We start from the raw sequence: 21,479 nt of genomic DNA, 5'->3' as shown, positions 1-21,479 counted from the left end.
CTAACTTTCGGCTGACTTGACAATTCTTACACCTTATAACGATCCGGACATCATCCTACGCTTCTCGCGGGGCGACGAATATGCATTCCGCACTATCTTTAACGCGCAGCTCCAACCACTGTGCTATTTCGCACATAAAATACTTGGGCAGAAAGAAGAAGCGGAAGATGTAGTCAGTACCGCGTTTGCGGCACTATGGGAGCGCCGTGTACAATTTAATAATGGCAATGCTATTAAATCATTTCTATATATCACCGTCCGGAATGCCTGCTATGACCTACTCAAACACAGACAGGTCGTGAACAATGCGCAAGAGGCCATCACAGACATTACCAATGAACCAGATATTTCTATCGACGCCAGGATACTGCAAACCGAATTACTACAGCTGATCCTTTCAGAGCTGAAAAGCCTGCCGGAACGGTCAAGGCAGATATTGGAATATAGTTTCCTCAAAGAAAAGAAAACAGGGGAAATAGCCCGATTGCTATCTATGACCGAGGCCCATGTAAGAATGGAGAAATCAAGGGCGCTGGTACAATTGAGGAAATTGTTGCTGGAGAAGCAGTTGCTTGAAGTGGTCGTAATATTGCTGGCTTTGATAAAGAGATAGGCAAAAAATCTAAAATAAATTTTCACCATCCTGTTGCACTTCCCTTTCCCGCTCGTTTAAGTATCATATGCAACCAAACTCACTATTGCTTCGTGTGCTATACAAATCCTGGTCGCAACAGGCACTTTCGCCTGAAGAATCCCAGGCCCTCCAGGCCTGGCTCTCCGCCGATACCCGCAACCAGCAAGTATTAACCGAGATCATCTCCGGCCAGTGGCCACACCATGATCTGCAATATTACCATCAGGTATCCCCTGATGAACAATGGGCGCGTGTACAACAAAAAATCCAATCTCAACGCCGGCCAGTCAGGAAGATACGCTACCAGTGGGCCGCAGCTGCTGCCATAGCAACCCTGCTCATCTCAGGCACCACCTTCTACTGGTCTCATCATCAGCACCCGGCCGCTTTTATTAAACCAACCATACAACTGACCGACATTCTGCCAGGTAAACAAGGTGCTATTCTTACCCTCGCCAATGGCGACCAGGTAGTCCTTGACAGCCTGGCAAATGGTCAGGTTTCCGGCACTAACGCCACCTTACATAAGGGACAGCTCAATTATGAAGGCGCTGGCAACAGCACTGCGTTCAACACCATGACTACCCCAAAAGGCCGGCAATTCACCGTCATCCTGCCTGACGGCTCCAAAGTATGGCTCAATGCCCAGAGCTCTCTCCGCTATCCAACCGCCTTCACCAGTCCGGAAAGACGCGTGGACATCTGTGGCGAAGCATATTTTGAAATTGCTCCCAACGCCAGCCAGCCATTTTTCGTAAATATACCAGGCAAGGCCGAAATAGCTGTACTGGGTACCAGCTTTAACATCAACGCTTACACTGACGAATCCGCCATCAATACCACCCTGGTAGACGGAGCCGTGAAAATACAGAACACGCTGCTGCGGCCCGGACAAACCGCACAGCTCACCACAACGTTGACAATCGTAAACGCCGACGTCGAAAAAATTACCGCGTGGAAGAATGGCATATTTAATTTTGAAGGGGAATCGCTGCGGGGAATAATGCGACAGCTCGAACGGTGGTATGATATTGAAGTGGTGTACGCGCCTAATGTACCAGATATCGTATTCGGAGGTAAAATGAGCAGGGATGTATCTTTGGCAGGGCTATTAAGAGGGCTGGAGGCGACAGGAGTGCATTTCAGATTGGAGGGAGAGCGGAGACTGGTGGTGTATAAATAATAGGAGAAATAAGAAAAGAATTAAAACAGGTAAGCCCTTATACGCTTAGCAAGAAATACGCAATAACAAACCAACCGCAAAGCCGACAAAAACTGTCAAAAACGACAACTGCAATCAAAAATCAGCAATCGCCAATCAAAAGCCAAAATCAATATAATTATCACAATCAATGCAATCAACAAACCAAAATCAACGTGAACACATGGCACCTTACTACACACATCGGGAGTACTAATCCACTCCCAAACAACCAATAAAACACCCGGGCTCAAAAAACAAAACCGGAAGTGGTGGAACACTCCCGGCAACGTCCGACCCGGTAAAAATTAGCTTCAAGACTTCTTTTTAACAGCCAAACAATGCAATTTATGCAAAAAACTGCAAATTGGTTAGGGCTTCCTATACCCCTGCCACAAAGGTCGCAGCAGCAATCGCGACTTCAACCAAATCTGGTAAGAGCAATGAAATTAACAGTGATCTTATTAACTGTCGCCTTTCTACAGGTACAGGCCACAGGATTTTCTCAACGCATTACTTTTACGGGAAAACATCTCCCGTTAAAGCAGGTCCTTAACGCCGTCGAGAAACAAACCGGCTATGTCGCTTTCTACAACAGAGATGTGCTACAAACCGCCACTCCCGTATCCATCTCCGTCCAGGACATGTCGCTGGCTAATTTCCTTGACCTCGTTCTCGCAAGAGAACCCCTCACCTACCTCATCGAAGGCAAAACCATCTACCTCTCCCAAAAAGACTTCGCGCCCACCCCCATCGGGCTCCCTATTCCAAGAATAGACATCACCGGTACCGTGAAAAACAAAGCAGGCGAAACCTTGCCAGGTGCCTCCGTACGCGTTATCGGATTAGGTGGTACCACTACCACACCTAAAGGAACCTTCAGCATCGGCGCTGTAACCGAAGGCATGATCCTGCAATTCTCCATGGTAGGCTATGCGCCCATCGAAATAGTCATCCGCAAATCAGGCGAAGAATGGACCGCTGAACCACTGATCACGAATTACAATAAGAATGTCATTGTAACAAAAAATAACGGGATACAACTCACGGTTATTCTCGAAACGGCTATCAGCAACCTCAACGAAATTATTATCAACAAAGGTTACTATACCGAGACACAAAAACTCTCTACCGGTAGTACGGCCAGCGTAGATGCCAGGGCCATCGAGAAACAACCCGTTACCAACGTACTCCAGGCCATGCAGGGAAGAATGCCCGGTATGACCATCGTTCAAAGCAATGGTTTTCCAGGATCAGCATTCACCGTGCAGATACGCGGCGTGAACTCACTCCTGCAAAACTCACAGCCCCTTTATATTGTAGACGGTGTTCCCTTTCTCTCTGACGCCATCAATGCCCAGACAGGCTTCGTGATCAACGGTGCAAACGGTGCTACCAGTCCGCTGAACAGCATCAGTCCAGGCGATATTGAACAGGTGGAAATACTGAAAGATGGCGACGCTACCGCCATCTACGGTTCCCGTGGGGCAAATGGTGTGATCCTCATCACCACGAAAAAGGGACGTGCCGGGAAAACACTCCTCAACATCAATGTGAACACAGGCATGTCACACGTGCCGCATATGCTTAATACTTTAAAGACACCGAAATACCTGGCGTTGCGCAGACAGGGTTTTGCCAATGCTGGTCTGACGCCAACCACCAGCAATGCCCCGGATCTGAAAACATGGGACACCACCGCTTATACTGACTTCCAGCAACTACTGATCGGTAATACGGCCAAATCTACAGAAGCCAATATCAGTTTGTCTGGTGGTGATGAAAGAACCAACTTCCTGCTCAGCGGTACCTACCACCATGAAAGCACCGTTTACTACATGGATAAGTTCTATAATCGTGGGTCTTTAAACGTGAGCATCAACCACCGCTCTTTAGATCAGAAATTATCTATTGGTTTTTCGGCCATGTATTTAGCAGATAATAATACCCTGGCGCTGCAGGATCTGACGACACTGGCATACCAGTTGTCGCCTGACTTCCCGCTATATAACAAGGATGGCTCTTTGTATTTCAATACTTATTTCTCCAATCCACTGGGCGTTATGTCAGTGACCAACAGGAATAAAAGTTCCAATATAAACAGCAGTCTGAACATCCGTTACAAACTGCTCCCGGGCCTTGATCTGAAAGTAATGGGCGGCTTTGGCCGTGCTGATATGGACCAGGCACAACTCACACCAAGAGCAGCACAGGATCCGACTTCTACTACCGCGGTATCAAGAGCAGCTTTCGTATACAGCTATACCAACAACTATATTATAGAACCACAGATCAGTTATGTAAAAGTGCTGGGTAAAGGCAAAATTTCTGCAATGGCAGGTGGTTCATGGCAATATCGTAAATCAAGACAACCGTATTACACCATCGCAAGCAATTTCAGCTCTGACGACTTCATTGAAAACGTCAGTTCAGCAGCTACAATCAGCACTTATTCAAGTTCAACTGATTATAAGTTTGTTTCTATATTGGGCCGCGTCAATTATGTGTATAATGAACGGTATATCCTGAACGGTATTTTCAGAAGAGATGGTTCTTCAAGGTTTGGTCCGAACAACCGCTTTGGTAATTTCGGTGCGATTGGTGCAGCCTGGGTATTCTCTGATGAAAGCTTTATGCAGGGTCAACACGCGTGGCTGAGCTTCGGAAAGTTAAGAGGCAGTTTTGGCATTACCGGATCTGACAATATTGGTAATTATCAGTACCTCGATTCCTATTCCTCCACTTCATATAGCTATAATGGATATACCGGTTTAGTGCCTTCCCGCATTGCTAACAGCAAATATAAATGGGAACAGACACAAAAGATTGAGCTTGCAATGGAACTGGGCTTCCTGAAAGACCGGATCCGTTTCACACCGGCATACTACAATAACCAGACAGGTAATCAGCTGGTAAGCTATACCATCAGTTCACAATCCGGCTTCTCCTCTTACCAGGCGAACCTGCCTGCGAAAGTGCAGAACAGTGGTATGGAATTTACCCTGAACACGACTAATATTCAAAAGAAAAACTTTAACTGGACCAGTAATTTCAACATCTCTTTCAACAGGAACAAACTAAAATCATTCCCAAACATCAAAAGCACTTCTTACTACAGCAGTTATGTGGTAGGCAACCCGATCTCCGGTATTTATGTATATAAATATGCGGGTTACGACAGCACAACCGGGATGCCGAAAGTAGAAGACATGGATAAAAATGGTACCATCTCCTATGGTTTATATCCGCTGGGATTGGGCGACCGTTACTTTTACGGCACCGCCTATCCTAAGTACTATGGTGGTTTCAGCAACACGATTACTTACAAGCAGTTTACACTGGATATCATGTTCCAGTTCGTAAAACAAATTGGTACAGATATTCTCTCAACTTCACTCTATCCACCGGGATACATCTACAATCTCTCTGAAGATGCACTGCAAAAATACCTGGCTGACGGACCAGCAGATCAGCGACATGTACGTGCAAATTATTCAACGGCAGTAGGTAATTACATGGGCTCAGACAGAATGCGTGTAGATGCTTCTTTCCTGCGGCTAAAGAACATGGCATTCAGCTATGAACTGCCATCGGATCTTGCACGCAACATGCATCTGACAGCTGCACGCATCTATCTGCAGGGCCAGAACCTGCTGACAATTACCAAATATAAAGGGTACGATCCTGAATCACAGGGGCTCACACTGCCTCCACTCCGTACGTTCACTGCTGGCATTAAACTTTCACTCTAATGACTACTACAATGTTTAAATATATAATTGCAGGTATGCTGGTAGCTGGTAGTTTAGCTTCCTGCGAAAAGATGATTGAAATACCTGCGCCAATTTCTGAGACTTCGTCGGAAAGGGTATTCAGTTCTGATAAACTGGCACTCGCTGCGCTTTCAGGTGCGATGAGCAATACAGTGAGTTCACAGGCATTCGCTATCAACCTGACGGTTGTCAATGGCATGGCGGCAGATGAATTATTATATATAGCGAACTCCAACTACGATGAAATCGCTACGAATATCTATTCTCCTTTATCAGCGGCCTCCGGTACATCGCTGGTGAATAGTTTATGGTCTGATATTTATGCAGGCATCTATCGCTTTAACAGTGTGATCGAAGGGGTAACTGCATCCAGTGCGCTGAAAGACTCTTTAAAGACACAGCTCATCGCTAATGCAAAATTCATGAGAGGACTATGTTATTTCTACCTCGTGAACCTGTATCGGGATGTTCCACTGGTATTGAAGACAGATGTGAATGTAACATCTCTGCAACCCGGGAATACAGCAGCAGAGATCTATGCACAGATCATTGCAGATCTCAAAGATGCAAAAGAGGTGCTGCCGGCAGATTTCACTTCGCAAAGCGGATCCCGTACTGTGATTACAAAGTGGGCAGCGGGTGCATTGCTGGCAAGAGTATATTTATATACTGAGCAATGGCAGCTGGCTATTGACGAGGCCACGAATGTGATTGATAACGGGTTATTTGCGATGGGCACACTCTCCAATATCAGTGTAAAAAACAATACTGAATCCATCCTGCAATTCGGTTCCTACCTGAGCGCCACTTCAGGTTATACCTATATGGGGCTTGCACTGGCAGCATCTTATACGCAGTATACCATGGCGGATACCCTCCGTCATAGCTTCACGGCTGATGACCAGCGTGGACAGCAATGGATACATACCATGACTTACAACAACGTAATCTCTTACCAACCATACAAGTACCAGAATAATACCACTGGTACAACCCGACTGGAAGCGCCTGCGGTACTGAGACTGGCCGAACAATACCTGATCCGTGCAGAAGCATCTTTGCATTTGCAACTGACTGATACTGCAAGAGCAGATATGAACATCGTTCGTGTTCGTGCAGGTCTTGGTGCCAGCACTTCTACAGATGCTGCTACGCTGGCCCTGGAAATAGAATCAGAGCGCCGGCATGAGCTGTTCGCCGAATACGGACTCCGCTGGTTTGACCTGCGCAGAACCGGTCGTATCAACACGGTACTGGGCGCACTGAAATCTACATGGACAGCGAAAGCTGCTTACTTCCCTCTTCCTCAAAGTGCCATCAACGCCAATCCAAACCTGGTTCAAAACCCGGACTATAATTAGTCATAACGGGAACGGGGGTATCTCAAAAGAAAGGGGATTCATTTATTACGAATTTCGTACCACCAGAACACCATTACTTTTGAGATACCTTCCTTTTTCCATCTTTTTTGAAAATAATGCTATGAATACAAGTATTGTAAAGATCGGGCACCTTTCGCACCGGTATAGCAAGGCATGGGCTATCAGGAACATCAGCCTTGAGATTATCCAGAAAGGTGTAACGGGATTTCTTGGCTCTAACGGAGCTGGTAAATCTACTACTATGAATATTCTGTGTGGTGTATTGAACCAGACAGAAGGCACTGTTCTAATCGATGGCATCGACCTGCGGCAGCATCCGCTGGAGGCGAAGAAGCTCATTGGTTTTCTCCCACAGAATGCCCCTTTGTACCTGGACCTGACGGTAGATGAATACCTGCGTCATTGCGCGTATATGCGTCTCATTCCGGACAACAAAGTGAAGGCAGCTATGGAAGAGGCTAAGGAACGCTGTGGTGTAGCGCATTTCAGTAAACGTTTGATCAAGAACCTTTCGGGTGGGTATAGACAACGTGTGGGAATTGCACAGGCCATCATTCACAAACCCAAACTGGTGGTATTGGATGAACCGACCAATGGGCTTGATCCAAACCAGATTGCGGAAGTACGTTCACTGATCAAAGAGATCGGTGAAGAACGTTCTGTATTGTTCTCTTCGCACATCCTTGCAGAGGTGCAGGCAACCTGCGATACGATCCGTATGATCGAACAGGGGCAGGTGGTATTCGACGGCAGTGTGGATGATTTTAATAATTACATCGCGCCGGGTGCGCTGGTATTGTACCTGCAGCAACCACCAGCGATTGAAGAGCTGATGGCAATACCGGGGGTGACCGCAGCAAAAGTGATTGCCCGAAATAAGATCAGGGTCAGTTTTGATACCACTCCTGCGATTGCAGAAGACATGATTAAATATAGTGTGGAGAGAGGCTGGCGCTTACAGGAACTACACCTGGAAAGAAGCTCATTGGAAGAAATCTTTGCAAAATTGTCAAACAAGAAAAAATAGTATGAAAACAACTTTCAGGATAGCGAAGTTAGAACTGAGTAACCTGTTTTATTCACCAGTGGCCTGGGTGGTACTGATTATATTCCTGGTACAGGGCGGATGGGAGTTCAGCTCCATGCTGGAGAGAATGCAGCGGGCGCAGGATATGGGTGGTCTCACACCGGGTGTGACCAATACCATGTTCGCGAGCTTTTTTGGGATTTTTACAAAAATGAAAGAGTACCTGTATCTGTATATTCCGTTGCTTACGATGGGCCTGATCAGTCGGGAAATGGGAAGTGGATCTATTAAGTTAGTGTATTCGTCACCGGTTAAAGTAAGTGCGGTGGTATGGGGAAAGTACCTGGCGATGGTATTCTATAGTTTTCTATTGATGCTATGCCTGGGAGTATTGTTATTTGTGACGGCTTTTATTGTGAAGGATGCGGATATATGGCTGGTATTTGCAGGTATCCTGGGATTGTTTTTGCAGGTATGTGCTTATGCCGCGATTGGTTTATTCATGTCTTCACTGACTACTTACCAGGTAGTGGCAGCGATCACGACATTGGCCTTGCTGGCGGGTTTGAATTATGTAGGGAAGTTATGGCAGGAGCTGGATTTTGTGAGAGACCTGACTTATTTCCTGTCTATTTCAGGGAGAGTAGATGAGTTTATTGACGGATTGGTATCAAGTAAAGATGTGTTTTATTTCCTGATTGTGATCTGCATGTTTGTCGGACTGACAATTTTAAAACTACGGAGTGACAGGGAGTCTAAACCATGGTTTGTAAAGTATGGCCGGTATGCAGGTTTGATATTATGCGGATTGTTATTGGGATATGTATCATCAAGACCTGCCTGGGTACTGTACAAAGATATGACGGCATCGAAGAGCAGAACGCTGACGCCAGCGAGCAGGGAGATAGTAAGCAAACTGAAAGGACCGCTGGAGATTACTACTTATGTGAACCTGCTGGACGAGAATTATTTTTCAGCGTTACCGATATCCCGGAATAATGATCTGAAGCGGTATGACCAGTATTTCAGGTTTAAGCCGGACATTGCTATTAAGTACGTGTATTATTATGATACGTCTTCAAATGTGGAGCTGTTTACGCGCAATAAGGGATTGTCAGCAAAGCAGGTAGCGAAGAAACTGGCGGAAACGATGAAACTGGATTTTAAGGACTTTCTTTCTCCTGCTGAGATCAAAAAGCAGGTTGACCTGAGCGGGGAACAGAACAGGCTTGTCAGGCAGTTAAAATGGGGAAATAAAACGACTTTCCTGCGTACGTATAATGACCTGATGCGTCAGCCGGGTGAGCAGGAATTTGCGGCGGCACTGAAGCGACTGGCTGTGGACGTGCCGAAGGCGGTATTCATTAGCGGGCACAATGAAAGGAGTATTAAGCGGATGGGTGATGCGGATATTAAGTTGCCCGCCTCGGAGATTACCTTCCGGTATTCGCTGGTGAACCAGGGCTTTGATGTTACCGAAGCATCGATGACTGCAATACCTTCGGATGCTGCCGTAGTGATCATTGCGGATCCGCGTACGCCTTATTCCGCAACGGAACTAGTGGCATTGAAAACATATATAGACAAAGGCGGGAATGTACTGATAGCGGGTGAGCCATCCAGAAAAGAGATTGTGCAGCCGGTACTGGACCTGATTGGAGTAAGGCTGGACAATGGTATGGTGTTACAGCAAAGTGAGGATTTTGCGCCGGGTCTGTTTATCGGCAAGGTACATACGGGAGATGTGATGAAGGAAAGTCCGCGACTGAGTGCCGGTGTAGTATTTCCGGGAACAGCCACGGTATCCTGGCAGGCAGATAATGGGTTTACAGCAATGCCGCTCGTGGAAACTAATATAGAAAATACCATTCGCCGTGTAGCACCGGTAGATGATAGTTTGAGGACGGTGGTATATAATGAGGCGCTAAAGGATGAGAAAGGTGTGTACCCGGTAGCGGTAGCGTTCACTAAGGGAAAGCAAAGGATATTGGTGGCAGGTGACGTGGATTTTATGAGTAATTCGGAGCTGTTAAGGAGTAATATACAAACGGGGAATTTTACGTTTTTGATGAACCTGTTTAACTGGTTTTCAAATAAGGAGTTTCCGGTAGATGTATACAGGGCGCCTCCTGGTGATGATCAGGTAAAGGTATCAGCGGCGGGGGTGAATGTGATTAAATGGATGTTGTTGGGCGTGTTGCCAGGTTTGATAGCGGTGATTGTAGCAGCGGTTTTAGTGAGAAGACAAAGACGATAATGACAATAGAAACGCCTCTTTGACAAGAGGCGTTTCTATTTGATATTCAACTTTTTATGTAAGAAAAAAATTTCTAAAACCGCATTTTTTCTGGTAATTTGGTGTTGGAATAGCAAATGAAAAACAACATGCAACAATTAAAGGTCAGAAAATTTGGGCCACTGAAAGAGGTGGAATTGAACATAGATGATTACATGATTTTTGTTGGTCCGCAAGCGAGTGGGAAGAGTACGATTTTAAAACTGCTATATATTTTCAGGTCTTTGCAGGAGGAGGTTTACAGAACGGTAGCGGATGTTGTGGAAGGGATGGATTCGGATCCCCTGCCGGAATTAAAATTGAAGGAGCATATTATTACCAAGTTCAAAAGTTTTTGGGATAACCATTCCCGTTATGGCGATTTCTTTTTAAAGTATGATTACGGGAATGATAAGATCGTGACTATTTACCAGAAGAAAAAAAAGATTGAGCTGGTGCTTAGTAACACGCTGGAGCAGGAGATAAAGGATATTTTTGTCGGCTTAAGGACCTTTATAAAGGAGCAGTATCAGCATACAACAAAGGAGCACAAGGAGAAATATTATGCGGAGTTGGATAAGCTGATTTTTAAGTTGTTTGACCGGGAAAAGATACCGGTGTACATACCTGCGGGCAGGGTAATGGTGTATGGGATTTTCGGGCGCTATTTGAATGAGCGGCTGGATAATACCATGAAGATGTTCATTCAGCAGATAGCGGAGATGCGGCCATTATATTTTGAGGATCTGGTGAAGATGGTGAATAAGAAGAAGGCGTTTAATTTCAGGGATAGGGAGAGTATAGATATGGCAATGGCGTTGATAAAGCTAATATTGAGAGGGGATTATGTGTGTGAGCAGGATTCTGAGCGAATCATAGTGGAAAAGAAAGGAGCGCATATTGAGATGCCTTTTGCCTCAACGGGGCAGCAGGAATCTTTGTGGTTAATGATGCAGTTGTTTACGGTATTGCTGAGCGGACATGAATATTTCCTGATAATAGATGAGCCGGAGGCACATTTACATCCAATGGCGCAGCGATATATGATGGAGTTGATAGCCTTGGTGAAGAATTACACAGGTAATGAGGTGATGATGGCGACGAATAGTCCGACGGTATTGAAAACGGTGAATAACCAGGTGTTTGCGGGGAGGAAGAAGGGAAGGGAGGTAATGAATGAGCGGTTTTGGTTGAGTGGGAATAAACTGGGAGTGTATGAGGTGGAACATGAGGAGCTGAGGAGTATAAAAGATGAAGTGAGAGGGATGATCAGGGAGAGTGAGGTAGATAAGGTTGGGGAGATCCTGGAGGAGGAGATGCGGAGAATGGAGGGAGAGGGCGTTTTAAAGCAGAAGAAAATTTGAGGGATTTAAAATCCCTCAAATTTTTCGGTTTCCAGTGAAGCGATGGGAATGGGATAGTCCAGGTATGACTGGCATGGGGATTTCGCTACTCCATATGAAAAACCGATGTGAGCGGGATAGTGACGGGAGAAAAATCAGGATTTGTTTCCATGATGTCAGCCATATAAGCCCACCAGCGTTTTACAATGTCAGTTGTGCCCAGTTCCTGGGAGGACTGATCTCCGGATTGCTGCTGAACGCCAAATAGTGTGTTCGTTTCTTCGTCGAGAAAAATGGTGTAATCGCTGATTCCAGCGTCCTTGAGTAATTGCTGCAGCTCAGGCCAGATGGCGGCATGGCGTTGCTGGTACTCGTCTTTATACCCCGGTTTGAGGTACATTTTGAAAGCAATTTTCATACGTGGCAAGGTGGGTTAAAGTATGCAGGCAATGTATCCTGCATACGGGTGATTTTAGTCTATACTATTTTCAGGCGGATAGTTTTATGGGCTAATGAGTTTTCTATCCTACCGATATTTCATCTGAAATCTAGTCCATCAGGAACACTGTCAGACTCTTTGCGCCATGCGCTCCTAACACCAAAGACTGCTCAATATCTGCCGTCTTTGACGGACCAGCAATGAACACACCAAAACCAGCATCCGGACCGCCTATTTTGCGATAAGCATCGTGCATGGTAGGCAGGATCTCCGTGCTCTTTAAAACGATGGCCAGGTGTTGGGCAATAAACGGCAGGGCTCTTACCTGCAATTCATCGTCAGTTACCCAAACAGCACCATTTTCTGCGACACCAAGACGCCCTTGTATAATCGCAAGATCCACCTTTTCCAACTGCCGTCCATCCCCTTCCTGCCAGTTCTGCATACCAGCAGGATAAAATTCAGGGTGAGTGGCGACTACCAGTGGATGTTCCTGAATCAGGGGCAGCATATCGGCGTAGCTTTTTATCGCTATTACCTGACCACCCAGGAACGTTACAACCCTGGAAAAAGCAGCAGGATCGCCAGCTTCACTGTGGTGGAAAGCATCTAGTTCCGGAAGGGCCTGTTGTGCAGGTTGGTTCTGTTTTACGGCAGATAATATGCTTGCTCTACTCATGGTTTGTCATTGAATTACAATGCAAAATACGGGGAGAAAATAAAATAATAAAGGAATATCTCCACAATTCGGATCCCACATACCCACGATCAGGTATTTTTCCTCCTCCCAATACCAAACAATCAAATTAATTGTACTTTGTACACCATGACCAAATCTAATCACGCAATTTAAATTGTACGATGTACAATTATACCAAATCTATGCAACCCATGAAAAGATGCCTGATCCTGTTGGCCTTTGCACCTATGCTCTCAATGGCTCAATCCAACCTCGACAAATCCGTGGCCTCCATTAAAGACTCTGTCATTAGCTGGCGCCGTACCATTCACCAGCACCCTGAACTCTCCAACAGAGAATTCAAAACCTCGGCATTCGTGGCCGAACACCTGAAGAAACTTGGCCTCGAAGTACATACCGGTATTGGCAAAACAGGTGTTGTCGCCATCCTGAGAGGTGGTAAACCCGGACCTGTCGTAGCCCTTCGTGCGGATATGGATGCGCTGCCCGTGTATGAAAGGGCTAACCTTCCTTTTAAATCACTGGATACCGCTGAATATCTCGGCCAGCAGGTACCAGTTATGCATGCCTGTGGTCACGATTCGCATATTGCGATTCTGCTCGGTACGGCCGATGTACTGACCGCTATGAAAAAGGACGTGCCGGGTACCGTAAAGTTTATTTTCCAGCCTGCAGAAGAAGGTGCACCTGCTCCTGAAGAAGGTGGCGCACCGCTGATGATCAAAGAAGGCGTTATGGATCATCCAAAGGTGGATGCCATCTTTGGTCTGCATATCAATTCACAGACACCAGTTGGAATGATCAAATACAAACCCGGTGCGGAAATGGCGTCCAGCGATTGGTTTACCATCAAAGTGAAAGGGAGACAATCCCATGGTTCACAACCCTGGAATGGCATTGATCCGATCGTGGTGGCTTCCCAGATCATCCAGGGACTCCAGACCATCGTTAGCCGCCAGGCAGAGCTGACGAAAGGACCTGTTGTGATCACAGTGGGCAAAATAAATGGTGGAGTAAGGAGTAATATCATCCCGGAAGAATTGACAATGGAAGGAACGGTTCGCACATTTGACAACAAAATGCTGGAACAGGTGCATGAGAAAATGAAACTCACTGCAACTAAGATAGCGGAGGCTTCCGGAGCAACTGCCGATGTGGTGATTGAAAACAAAACCAAGGTGACCTACAACGATCCTGAATTGGTGAAACTGATGCTACCTTCTATTGAGACTGCAGCCGGGAAGGATAATGTAAACGAAACCGAATGGACAACGGGGGCAGAAGATTTTTCTTTTTATGGAGATAAGGCACCGGCATTTTTCTTTTTCCTGGGTGGTATGCCAGCAGGGGCGGATCCTTCAAAAGTAGCAGCTCATCATACGCCGGATTTCTATATTGATGATTCAAAACTGGATGTGGGGGTGAAGGTTTTTTGCCAGTTGGTATTTGATTATGCGAAGAAGAAAGCACAGTAAGCTGTTGACGAAGCTAACAACGGCAGTTGATGCGGGAAGTGAATGAATGAAAATATGAACAAGGATAATTTGAAATAAATCAGGATAACATTTCCCTTTAAACTAAAAAGCCGTCTCTTTAAGGAGACGGCTTTTTACTCAAACATCTACACCGATATTATTTACGTCAATTCATTCACCCCTTTCTCTCCTTTCACAAAACAATCTAAGTTGTACATCGTCGTTGCTGCTATATTCTTTAATGCGGTGTCAGTTAAAAACGCCTGATGACTCGTGATCAATACATTCGCAAACGTAATCAACCTGGAGATCACATCATCCTGCACAATATCACTACTATGATCCTCAAAAAACAATCCCCTCTCCTCTTCATACACATCCAATCCCAAATATCCAATCTGCCCTGATTTCAAACCTTCCGTCACATCCAGCGTATTAATCAGCCTGCCACGGCTCGTATTAATCAGCATGACCCCTTTCTTCATCCTGGCAATGCTCTCTTTATTGATAATATATTCAGTCTCCGGCATCAATGGTGCATGCAGTGATATAATATCTGACCTGCTGCACAACTCATCGATACTTACATAAGTAGCATCGTTTGCTTTGGCCCACTCATTATCAGGGTAACGATCAAATGCAATGATCTGACACCCAAAGCCCCGCATAATATGCCCTACAAGCTTACCAATCTTCCCCATACCAATGATACCGACCGTCTTGCCATGGAGGTCAAACCCTGTCAGTCCATCCAGCGAGAAATTTAGGTCCCTGATGCGGTTATGTGCCCTTACCAGCTTCCTGTTCAGTGCCAGTATAAGCGCCACTGTATGTTCGGCTACGGCATAAGGCGAGTACTCCGGCACACGGGCTATACGCATTCCCAGCGCATGAGCTGCCTGTATGTCTACATGATTAAAACCTGCTGAACGCAGCGCTAAATATTTAACGCCCAATGCGGCAAGTTTCTCTAACACCGGCGCTGAGCCATCGTCGTTGACAAAAATACAGACGGCTTCACAACCTGCTGCCAAAGGCGCTGTTGCTAATGAGAGTGCGGGTTCCAGCAAAACTAATTCATGCTGGTCACCGGCTGCCTGTAACAAAAAATCCCTTTCAAATTTACGGGTACTGTAAAAGGCGGTCTTCATGTTGATCAAAGTTATTCAAACAATAGTAGTTTTTATGATGATAATTGCTATTGTATTGAGTGACTAAGATCATGAAAATTTGCCAATCTATTGTGAAGAATTTATGATGCAGGGATAGAAATCAGCTGCCAAACGATGACCCACGAGTTTAAATTCACCAGGTAAGGGAAGCGGTGAACGGATGGTATGAGGGTAGTGCTGCAGCAAATAGTGTAGTGGCAGGGATGCGGTGTCTCGTAATTTTTAATTCCCTGTTATTCCTGCTATCGCTGTGGCATATACGACGGCGTAATTCACTAGCGTGAAGGAGAAACATTCATGAAAGAGGGGATGACCTGCTGATCCCGCAATTCGATAAATGATCGTACTGCCGGCCAGACTTTGTCTTCCAGTGTCTTCATAGGTACACCAGAGAAATTGCCATGGATAGAGGCCGTAAGCTCTTTTTTATGCGTGCTGACGTCTTCAAAATAACCAATGTCTTTTGTAGGGCCGGTCAGGATCAGGACTTGTCCGTGCAGGTAGGCTTCCAGCTTCCGGTCAGCTACCCTGTAAAAGTTTTGCTGCCGGAGGCCGATGATGGTGGATTTATCTTTTACCCTTTCCCCGCCTGTTGCAGGGGTATAATCATATTCGTTGTCAAAATCCAGGGGAAAATTGTCATCCTTGATTTGTTGCAGGCGGTCCATCTGGCCACGGTACAGTTGTACCTTCTTTTCTTCCAGGTGAAGTACAAGGTACTCAAAACCGTATTGTTCCTGGTACAACAGTTCCCGTACGGCAAATTTCTCTCCCAGGCAGACCTTTGCCTGCACGGGAAATGAAAAATGGAAAAGTTTATTATAATTGGGGGCCACGTACAGGCCAAGTCCTTTGTGTACCGGGCTGTAAGTGTAATTGTTTAAGAGTTCATTAAATGCGTTTACAAGGGATGCTGCCTTATCGGGCCAGGCTGTACGAAGATGGTCAGCGGCTTCCTCAATGGATTGATTTACCAGTTGTAAGGCCGCTTTTTTATCTTGTGCCCCCTCTAGTGCTACAACAATGGAAATGCAGGGTGGGGTTTCGTTTTTTTGCATTACAACTAACTGATCTGATAACATCATCTTATCATTTTAAGGGTGAATGATATGGTTTTGCAGGTCAACAAGGTATTGATATACAACGAACGTGCCGTGTGCCGGAAGAAAAGGTGGGTGCAGGCTGCCACGGATGAGACACAAAACCGGCATGTGCCAGGGTGGTTACAGGAAGTAGAAAGAAGGCTACAGAAGAACTTGCACACCTCGCTAAGTGTTATTAGCTTTGTGGTGGAATTTATTGCCATGAAAAGATCTCCCCTTACGCTGTTACTTTTGGTATGCAGCAGCGCATTTGCGCAGCACAACATTTCATTTAAAATTGATGGTTTCTCTAACAAATACTACGGGCTGGTAAGCGTTCGCGATACGGCGGATGTGTTTAAGGCAGGCACGGTGAAGGTATTCGATAAAACGACGAAGAAAGAGCTGTTTCATACGACGTCGGATGAGTTAACTTTCGATCTGCACAATGGGCAGGCGAAAGCGAATATCCTGGAGGCGCCATATGGCGAGCAGAGTCTGATCATTTATGAGGACTTCAATTTTGACGGTGTGAAGGATTTTGCGCTGATGGATGGGCAGAATAGTTGCTATCACGGGCCTTCTTTCCAGGTGTGGCTGGCACAGGGTGCGGGTTTTAAGCGCAGTGAGGCGTTTACCAGGCTGGCGCAGGAGTATTGTGGAATGTTCGTGGTGAACCAGAAGGATAAAGTGCTGGAAACGATGACAAAGAGTGGTTGTTGCTGGCATCAGTTTTCACGGTTTAAGGTGGAGAACGGGCAACTGAAAACCCTGAGTGTAGAGGAATCCAGTTTGAGTAATATGGAACCGTATTTTGAGGAGGTATCTCAGCAGACCTGGGTAAATGGGAAGGAAGAACATACGTTGAAGCAGTATATGGGTGAGCAGGCGGATACGCTGTTTTCGTTTACATTGGCGAAGAATGGGAAGCAGGTAGTCGTGTTTCATGTGGGTGGTGAGAGTGAGTTCTTGTTTTATGCGTTGTGTCAGAAAGACGGAAGTGTAGAGTTTTCATATCCGGAGGTGGTGTATGATGAGAAGAAACAGGAGAATGTGGGTGGTGTAATGAACTATGGTAACGGGAGGCTGGCGTTTAAGAACGAGGAGGCAAGTTATGAGGTGTATGATGAGGGGAACGGAAAGATTGGGGTGAAGGTGCTGTGTGATGGGAAGAATTATGTGTTTGAGGGGCTTGCAGCGAGTGTGAAAGGTGGATTGGATGGGCTGAAGGAAGTGGAGAAAAAGAATTTGAAGAAGGTGCTGTAGGGCATGGGGGGAATATTTGAAATAAAACTGTTGACCTATAAAAGAAAAACGCTTTAGCCTTATTCCGGCCAAAGCGTTTTTTTATTGTTTGTTCTTTTTATACCAATCTGCGAATGATTCCTTCGGTGCTTCCGGCATATCCCTTTGTTTATACCAGGGGTTCATCCCATTGTTCACCACGCCCGGGAAATGTCGCATTACCCAGCGCCCTACCCCACCGGCGGTTTTAAACACCGTTGGTCTTGACAACACCATATTCATCATCGCCATACTGGCTTTCTTGCTTGTTTTTGCATATCCTTCCTGCACAATGACCTGTCTCCATTGATAGAGCTGCTCATGGATATTAATTTTTACCGGGCATACATTGGAACAGGATCCGCACAGCGTAGACGCAAATGGCAGGTCTGCATTCTCCTTCATATCCAGGTTAGGTGCGAGGATAGCGCCAATAGGCCCAGCTACTGCATTGTGATAGCTATGTCCACCACTCCGCCGGTATACCGGGCAGGTATTCATACACGCCCCACAACGGATACATTTCAGTGAGTTCCGGAATTCTTCCCTACCCAGCTGACGGCTGCGGCCATTATCCACCAATACGATGTGGAGTTGCCGGCCTGCTCCTGGCTTGCGGAAATGACTGCTGTAGGTGGTGATTGGCTGGCCGGTAGCACTGCGTGCCAGGAGGCGCAGGAATACACCGAGGTGTTTACGCTGCGGGATGATCTTTTCGATCCCCATACAGGCAATATGTACATCGGCCAGGTGAGCGCCCATATCGGCATTTCCTTCGTTGGTACATACCACCATCTCCCCTGTTTCGGCTACAGCGAAATTGACGCCTGTAATCGCTACGTGGGATTGAATAAATTCTTTTCTCAGGTGCAGCCTTGCCGCGGCAGTGAGGAACTTTGGATCCGCATTGCCGGCAGGTGTACCTAAGTGAATATGGAACAGGTCTCCGATTTCTTCCTTCTTCTTGTGAATACAGGGCAGTACAATGTGGCTCGGTGGTTCCTTTGCCAGTTGCACGATGCGCTCGCCAAGGTCCGTGTCGATCACGTCGATACCATGTTCTGCCAGGAAAGGATTCAGGTGGCACTCCTCTGTGAGCATGGATTTACTTTTCACCATGCGCTGCACGCCTTGTTCCTTCAGAAGTTTTAACACGATTTCATTGTGCTCCTTTGCGTCAGCCGCCCAGTGAACGGTAGCGCCGTTGAGTTGTGCATTTTTTTCAAATTCAAGCAGGTAATCGTGGAGATTGCCGAGTACATTGAATTTGATACGGGAGGCAGTTTCGCGCAGGTCTTCCCATTCGGGGAGTGACCAGGCCATCTTATCTCTCTTCTGACGGACCCACCACAGGGTTTCATCATGCCAGTCTACTCTCGCTTCGTCTTTATTGAAGTCGGCTGCCAGTTCGGCGTGCTCTTTATGTGCAGTTGTTGGTTCCATTCAGATCAGTTTGGGTGTTTTAAAAAGCAGCATTCAGGATCTCTGCGATGTGCAGTACTTTGACCTTGCTCTGCTGTCTTTTGAGAATACCTTCCAGGTGCATGAGACAGCTCACGTCATTACCTGTGATATATTCGGCACCATGCTTTTCGTGATCGGCGATACGGTCTTTCCCCATTTTTACGGACACGGCTTCTTCAAACACGCAGAAGGTACCGCCGAAACCGCAGCACTCATCTTTGCGGGTGAGTTCTATGAGTTCCAGGCCTTCGACCATCTGGAGGAGTTGTTCTGGTTTGGAATAGGGAGCGGCAACCAGCTCTGTCATCTGGGAAAGATGCAGGCCGCGCTGTCCGTGACAGCTTTGGTGAATACCAACTTTATGCGGGAAACGGGCGCTCAGGTGTTTGACCTGGAGCACGTCTGTCAAGAATTCGGATAATTCATAGATGTGCTGACGAATATGTGTCGCAGCATCTTCTTTGTCATGTACATGCAGGTGGTCTTTGATGTGTAGCGTACAGCTGCCCGAAGGGGAAACGATGTAGTCAAAGTCTGCAAAATTTTTGACAAACAGTTCATTGCAACCGCCGGTGAGGTGTTCAAAACCGGAGTTTGCCATGGGTTGTCCGCAACAGGTTTGGCCCTGCGGATATACTACTTCGCAGCCGAGTTTTTCCAGCAGGGATAGAGTGGCGATGCCCACCTGCGGATAGAACTGGTCGATGTAGCATGGTATAAAGAGTCCTACTTTCATGTAAGTTCGTTTAAATAAGGCACTACCTGTAAGCCAATTCCCTGTTCATTGCATAATGCCTCATTTGAACCAGATCTCCGGGAAGGGCCTGGGTATTCCAGTGCCGGTGAATAGCCAGTGCGGCCCCGATGGCGGTGGCCTGTGCAACGGAAGCGGCAAATACCTCCATTTGAGGAAATGCAGCTGCGAGCATGTGCATGTACACCGGGTTTTTACCAAAGCCTCCGTCCACGAAAATGCGGCGCACTGCAGTACCAGTAGTAACGAGGGCAGTGGAGTGCTGCTGTTGTTCCATCAGGTCCATTATTAGCTGGTGATAAGCAATTTCGTAACTCGTGAAATCTGACAATGATCTATGAGCAAATCGGGAGGCCCGTAACAGGTCTTTTCCTGAGAGCGGTGCTTCCTTTACCGCTGTTGCCTGCAACTGAGCAAATATAGCGGGGTCAAAGGCGATTTGCTGGTAGTAATTTACCGGTGTTTGATAATATTCTGACAGGCGGCGCACTTGCTGCTCGTGCTCGTTGCCGGCGAAGAGGCGGGCTGCTTTCACAGGGCGGCCCTGGTAGGTGAGATAGCAGAGGCAGTCCTGTTCAAGTTCTTCCGGGGTGAGGGTTTGTGTATTAAAGGGGTTGAGGGTGATGCACCAGGTACCTGTGCTGATGAGAATAAAAGGCTCCCTGAAGGATTCCAGGTAGGGAATGAGAGCGGCCGAGGAGTCGTGAAGGCCGGCACCGACGAGGTAATCGGGGGCGGTTGTAGAAACGCCATGCGGGGAATTGCTGCCGTCGTTATTGCTGCCTTCTTCTAACCCGTTGCCCCTGCACTTAACGACTTCATCGCCTGGAAAAATTGCAGGCAGTTTTTCCAGCAGGCCTTCTTCCTTCACCCAATGATGATATTGCTGGTTTGCAAAATCCCACAGCATGGTATGACAACCGATACTGGTAATATCCGTCATAAATTTCCCAGAAATCAGGTAGCTCACATATTGCGGTAGATGCAATGCATAGCGGATCTGTTTATATAATTCCGGTTGTTCTTCTTTGATGCGATACAACTGTAAACCTGCATTCAGACTCCCTAATGCGGGCGAAGCCGTTTCACTGCAGATCTGCAACTGGCCACCGTATTTATTGTTGAAGTCATCCTGTAAGGTAGTGGGGTATGATTTAAGGTAATTGTACAAAGGAGCGATCACTTCACCTTTTTCATTCAGGTATACGAAGCTAGCCCCATAGGTACTAAAATTCATTGCTTTGACATGGAATGCGGGCTGGGTGGTCAGCTCTATCAAACTATCCTTTACCCACCGGGTGAGCAGGCGGATGTCTTCACAGTTATCACCATCTTCGTCTTTTGTTTCCGGGAAGCTCACGCCTCTTTCGTAGACGATGTGGTACTGTTCATTGATAAGGAACAACTTTTTGTTGGTCTTACCGATATCTAAAATAGCAATACAATTCATAGCTGCTGTTTAAAAAAGAATTTG

At 46.5% G+C, this 21,479-nt stretch carries 16 protein-coding genes; 9 read left to right on the top strand and 7 right to left on the bottom strand.

What is annotated here, in order from left to right; genetic code table 11:
- Window positions 1–16: 16 nt before the first annotated feature.
- From U0033_RS00775 to U0033_RS00745, 7 genes are all read left to right on the top strand, one after another.
- A complete protein-coding gene (locus U0033_RS00775; RefSeq protein WP_072357313.1) occupies window positions 17–613 on the top strand; it encodes an RNA polymerase sigma factor in 597 nt (198 codons plus the stop codon).
- Between the two features lie 67 nt (window positions 614–680).
- Entirely contained in the window at window positions 681–1,817 is a 1,137-nt protein-coding gene (locus U0033_RS00770; RefSeq protein WP_072357312.1) for a FecR family protein, read from the top strand.
- Window positions 1,818–2,278: 461 nt separating this feature from the next.
- The gene (locus tag U0033_RS00765; protein WP_177318539.1) at window positions 2,279–5,587 is read left to right on the top strand and encodes a SusC/RagA family TonB-linked outer membrane protein; all 3,309 of its coding nucleotides are present in this window, start codon (window positions 2,279–2,281) and stop codon (window positions 5,585–5,587) included.
- The gene (locus tag U0033_RS00760; RefSeq protein WP_072357310.1) at window positions 5,587–6,969 is read left to right on the top strand and encodes a RagB/SusD family nutrient uptake outer membrane protein; all 1,383 of its coding nucleotides are present in this window, start codon (window positions 5,587–5,589) and stop codon (window positions 6,967–6,969) included. Before U0033_RS00765 ends, U0033_RS00760 begins: the two co-directional genes overlap by 1 nt.
- A 121-nt stretch (window positions 6,970–7,090) precedes the next feature.
- Window positions 7,091–8,017, top strand: a complete 927-nt coding sequence (locus U0033_RS00755) for an ABC transporter ATP-binding protein (protein WP_072357309.1) — start codon at window positions 7,091–7,093, stop codon at window positions 8,015–8,017.
- Window position 8,018: 1 nt separating this feature from the next.
- The gene (locus tag U0033_RS00750) at window positions 8,019–10,274 is read left to right on the top strand and encodes a Gldg family protein (protein WP_072357308.1); all 2,256 of its coding nucleotides are present in this window, start codon (window positions 8,019–8,021) and stop codon (window positions 10,272–10,274) included.
- Window positions 10,275–10,402: 128 nt separating this feature from the next.
- Window positions 10,403–11,656: an ATP-binding protein gene (locus U0033_RS00745; protein WP_177318538.1), complete on the top strand. Its 1,254-nt coding sequence runs from the start codon at window positions 10,403–10,405 to the stop codon at window positions 11,654–11,656.
- An 85-nt stretch (window positions 11,657–11,741) separates the two neighbouring features.
- On the opposite strand, the gene rhaM is transcribed toward U0033_RS00745, so the two are convergent.
- Together rhaM and U0033_RS00735 are read right to left on the bottom strand one after the other, a co-directional pair.
- Window positions 11,742–12,053 (bottom strand): L-rhamnose mutarotase, encoded by a 312-nt coding sequence (rhaM, locus tag U0033_RS00740; protein ID WP_072357306.1) that lies wholly within the window; start codon window positions 12,051–12,053, stop codon window positions 11,742–11,744.
- A 130-nt stretch (window positions 12,054–12,183) separates the two neighbouring features.
- Complete coding sequence (locus tag U0033_RS00735) at window positions 12,184–12,753, bottom strand: LutC/YkgG family protein (RefSeq protein ID WP_072357305.1); 570 nt, start codon at window positions 12,751–12,753, stop codon at window positions 12,184–12,186.
- 212 nt (window positions 12,754–12,965) lie between these two features.
- On the opposite strand from U0033_RS00735, the gene U0033_RS00730 reads away from it, so the two are divergent.
- Window positions 12,966–14,249 (top strand): amidohydrolase, encoded by a 1,284-nt coding sequence (locus U0033_RS00730; protein WP_245801711.1) that lies wholly within the window; start codon window positions 12,966–12,968, stop codon window positions 14,247–14,249.
- A 161-nt stretch (window positions 14,250–14,410) separates the two neighbouring features.
- On the opposite strand, the gene U0033_RS00725 is transcribed toward U0033_RS00730, so the two are convergent.
- Together U0033_RS00725 and U0033_RS00720 are read right to left on the bottom strand one after the other, a co-directional pair.
- On the bottom strand, window positions 14,411–15,400 hold the full coding sequence (locus U0033_RS00725; RefSeq protein ID WP_072357303.1) for a 2-hydroxyacid dehydrogenase: 990 nt from the start codon (window positions 15,398–15,400) through the stop codon (window positions 14,411–14,413).
- Between the two features lie 296 nt (window positions 15,401–15,696).
- The gene (locus tag U0033_RS00720; protein ID WP_143150614.1) at window positions 15,697–16,506 is read right to left on the bottom strand and encodes a baeRF3 domain-containing protein; all 810 of its coding nucleotides are present in this window, start codon (window positions 16,504–16,506) and stop codon (window positions 15,697–15,699) included.
- A 24-nt stretch (window positions 16,507–16,530) separates the two neighbouring features.
- Here U0033_RS00720 and U0033_RS00715 point away from each other — a divergent pair, with 24 nt between their 5' ends.
- Window positions 16,531–17,769, top strand: a complete 1,239-nt coding sequence (locus U0033_RS00715; protein ID WP_083571348.1) for an XAC2610-related protein — start codon at window positions 16,531–16,533, stop codon at window positions 17,767–17,769.
- Window positions 17,770–17,850: 81 nt separating this feature from the next.
- On the opposite strand, the gene U0033_RS00710 is transcribed toward U0033_RS00715, so the two are convergent.
- From U0033_RS00710 to U0033_RS00700, 3 genes are read right to left on the bottom strand one after another with little or no spacing between them, the layout of a single operon-like run.
- A complete protein-coding gene (locus tag U0033_RS00710) occupies window positions 17,851–19,230 on the bottom strand; it encodes a lactate utilization protein B (RefSeq protein ID WP_072357301.1) in 1,380 nt (459 codons plus the stop codon).
- 19 nt (window positions 19,231–19,249) lie between these two features.
- Entirely contained in the window at window positions 19,250–19,987 is a 738-nt protein-coding gene (locus tag U0033_RS00705) for a (Fe-S)-binding protein (protein WP_072357300.1), read from the bottom strand.
- Window positions 19,988–20,009: 22 nt separating this feature from the next.
- Window positions 20,010–21,455 carry an FGGY-family carbohydrate kinase gene (locus U0033_RS00700; protein ID WP_072357299.1) on the bottom strand — a complete coding sequence of 482 codons (1,446 nt, stop codon included), beginning with the start codon at window positions 21,453–21,455 and terminating at the stop codon, window positions 20,010–20,012.
- Window positions 21,456–21,479 lie beyond the last annotated feature (24 nt).

It is taken from the genome of Chitinophaga sancti (assembly GCF_034424315.1).
GTDB classification, from domain to species: domain Bacteria; phylum Bacteroidota; class Bacteroidia; order Chitinophagales; family Chitinophagaceae; genus Chitinophaga; species Chitinophaga sancti.
The sequence above is the reverse complement of the archived record's forward strand: the minus strand, read 5'-3'. Positions and strand labels throughout refer to the sequence as shown.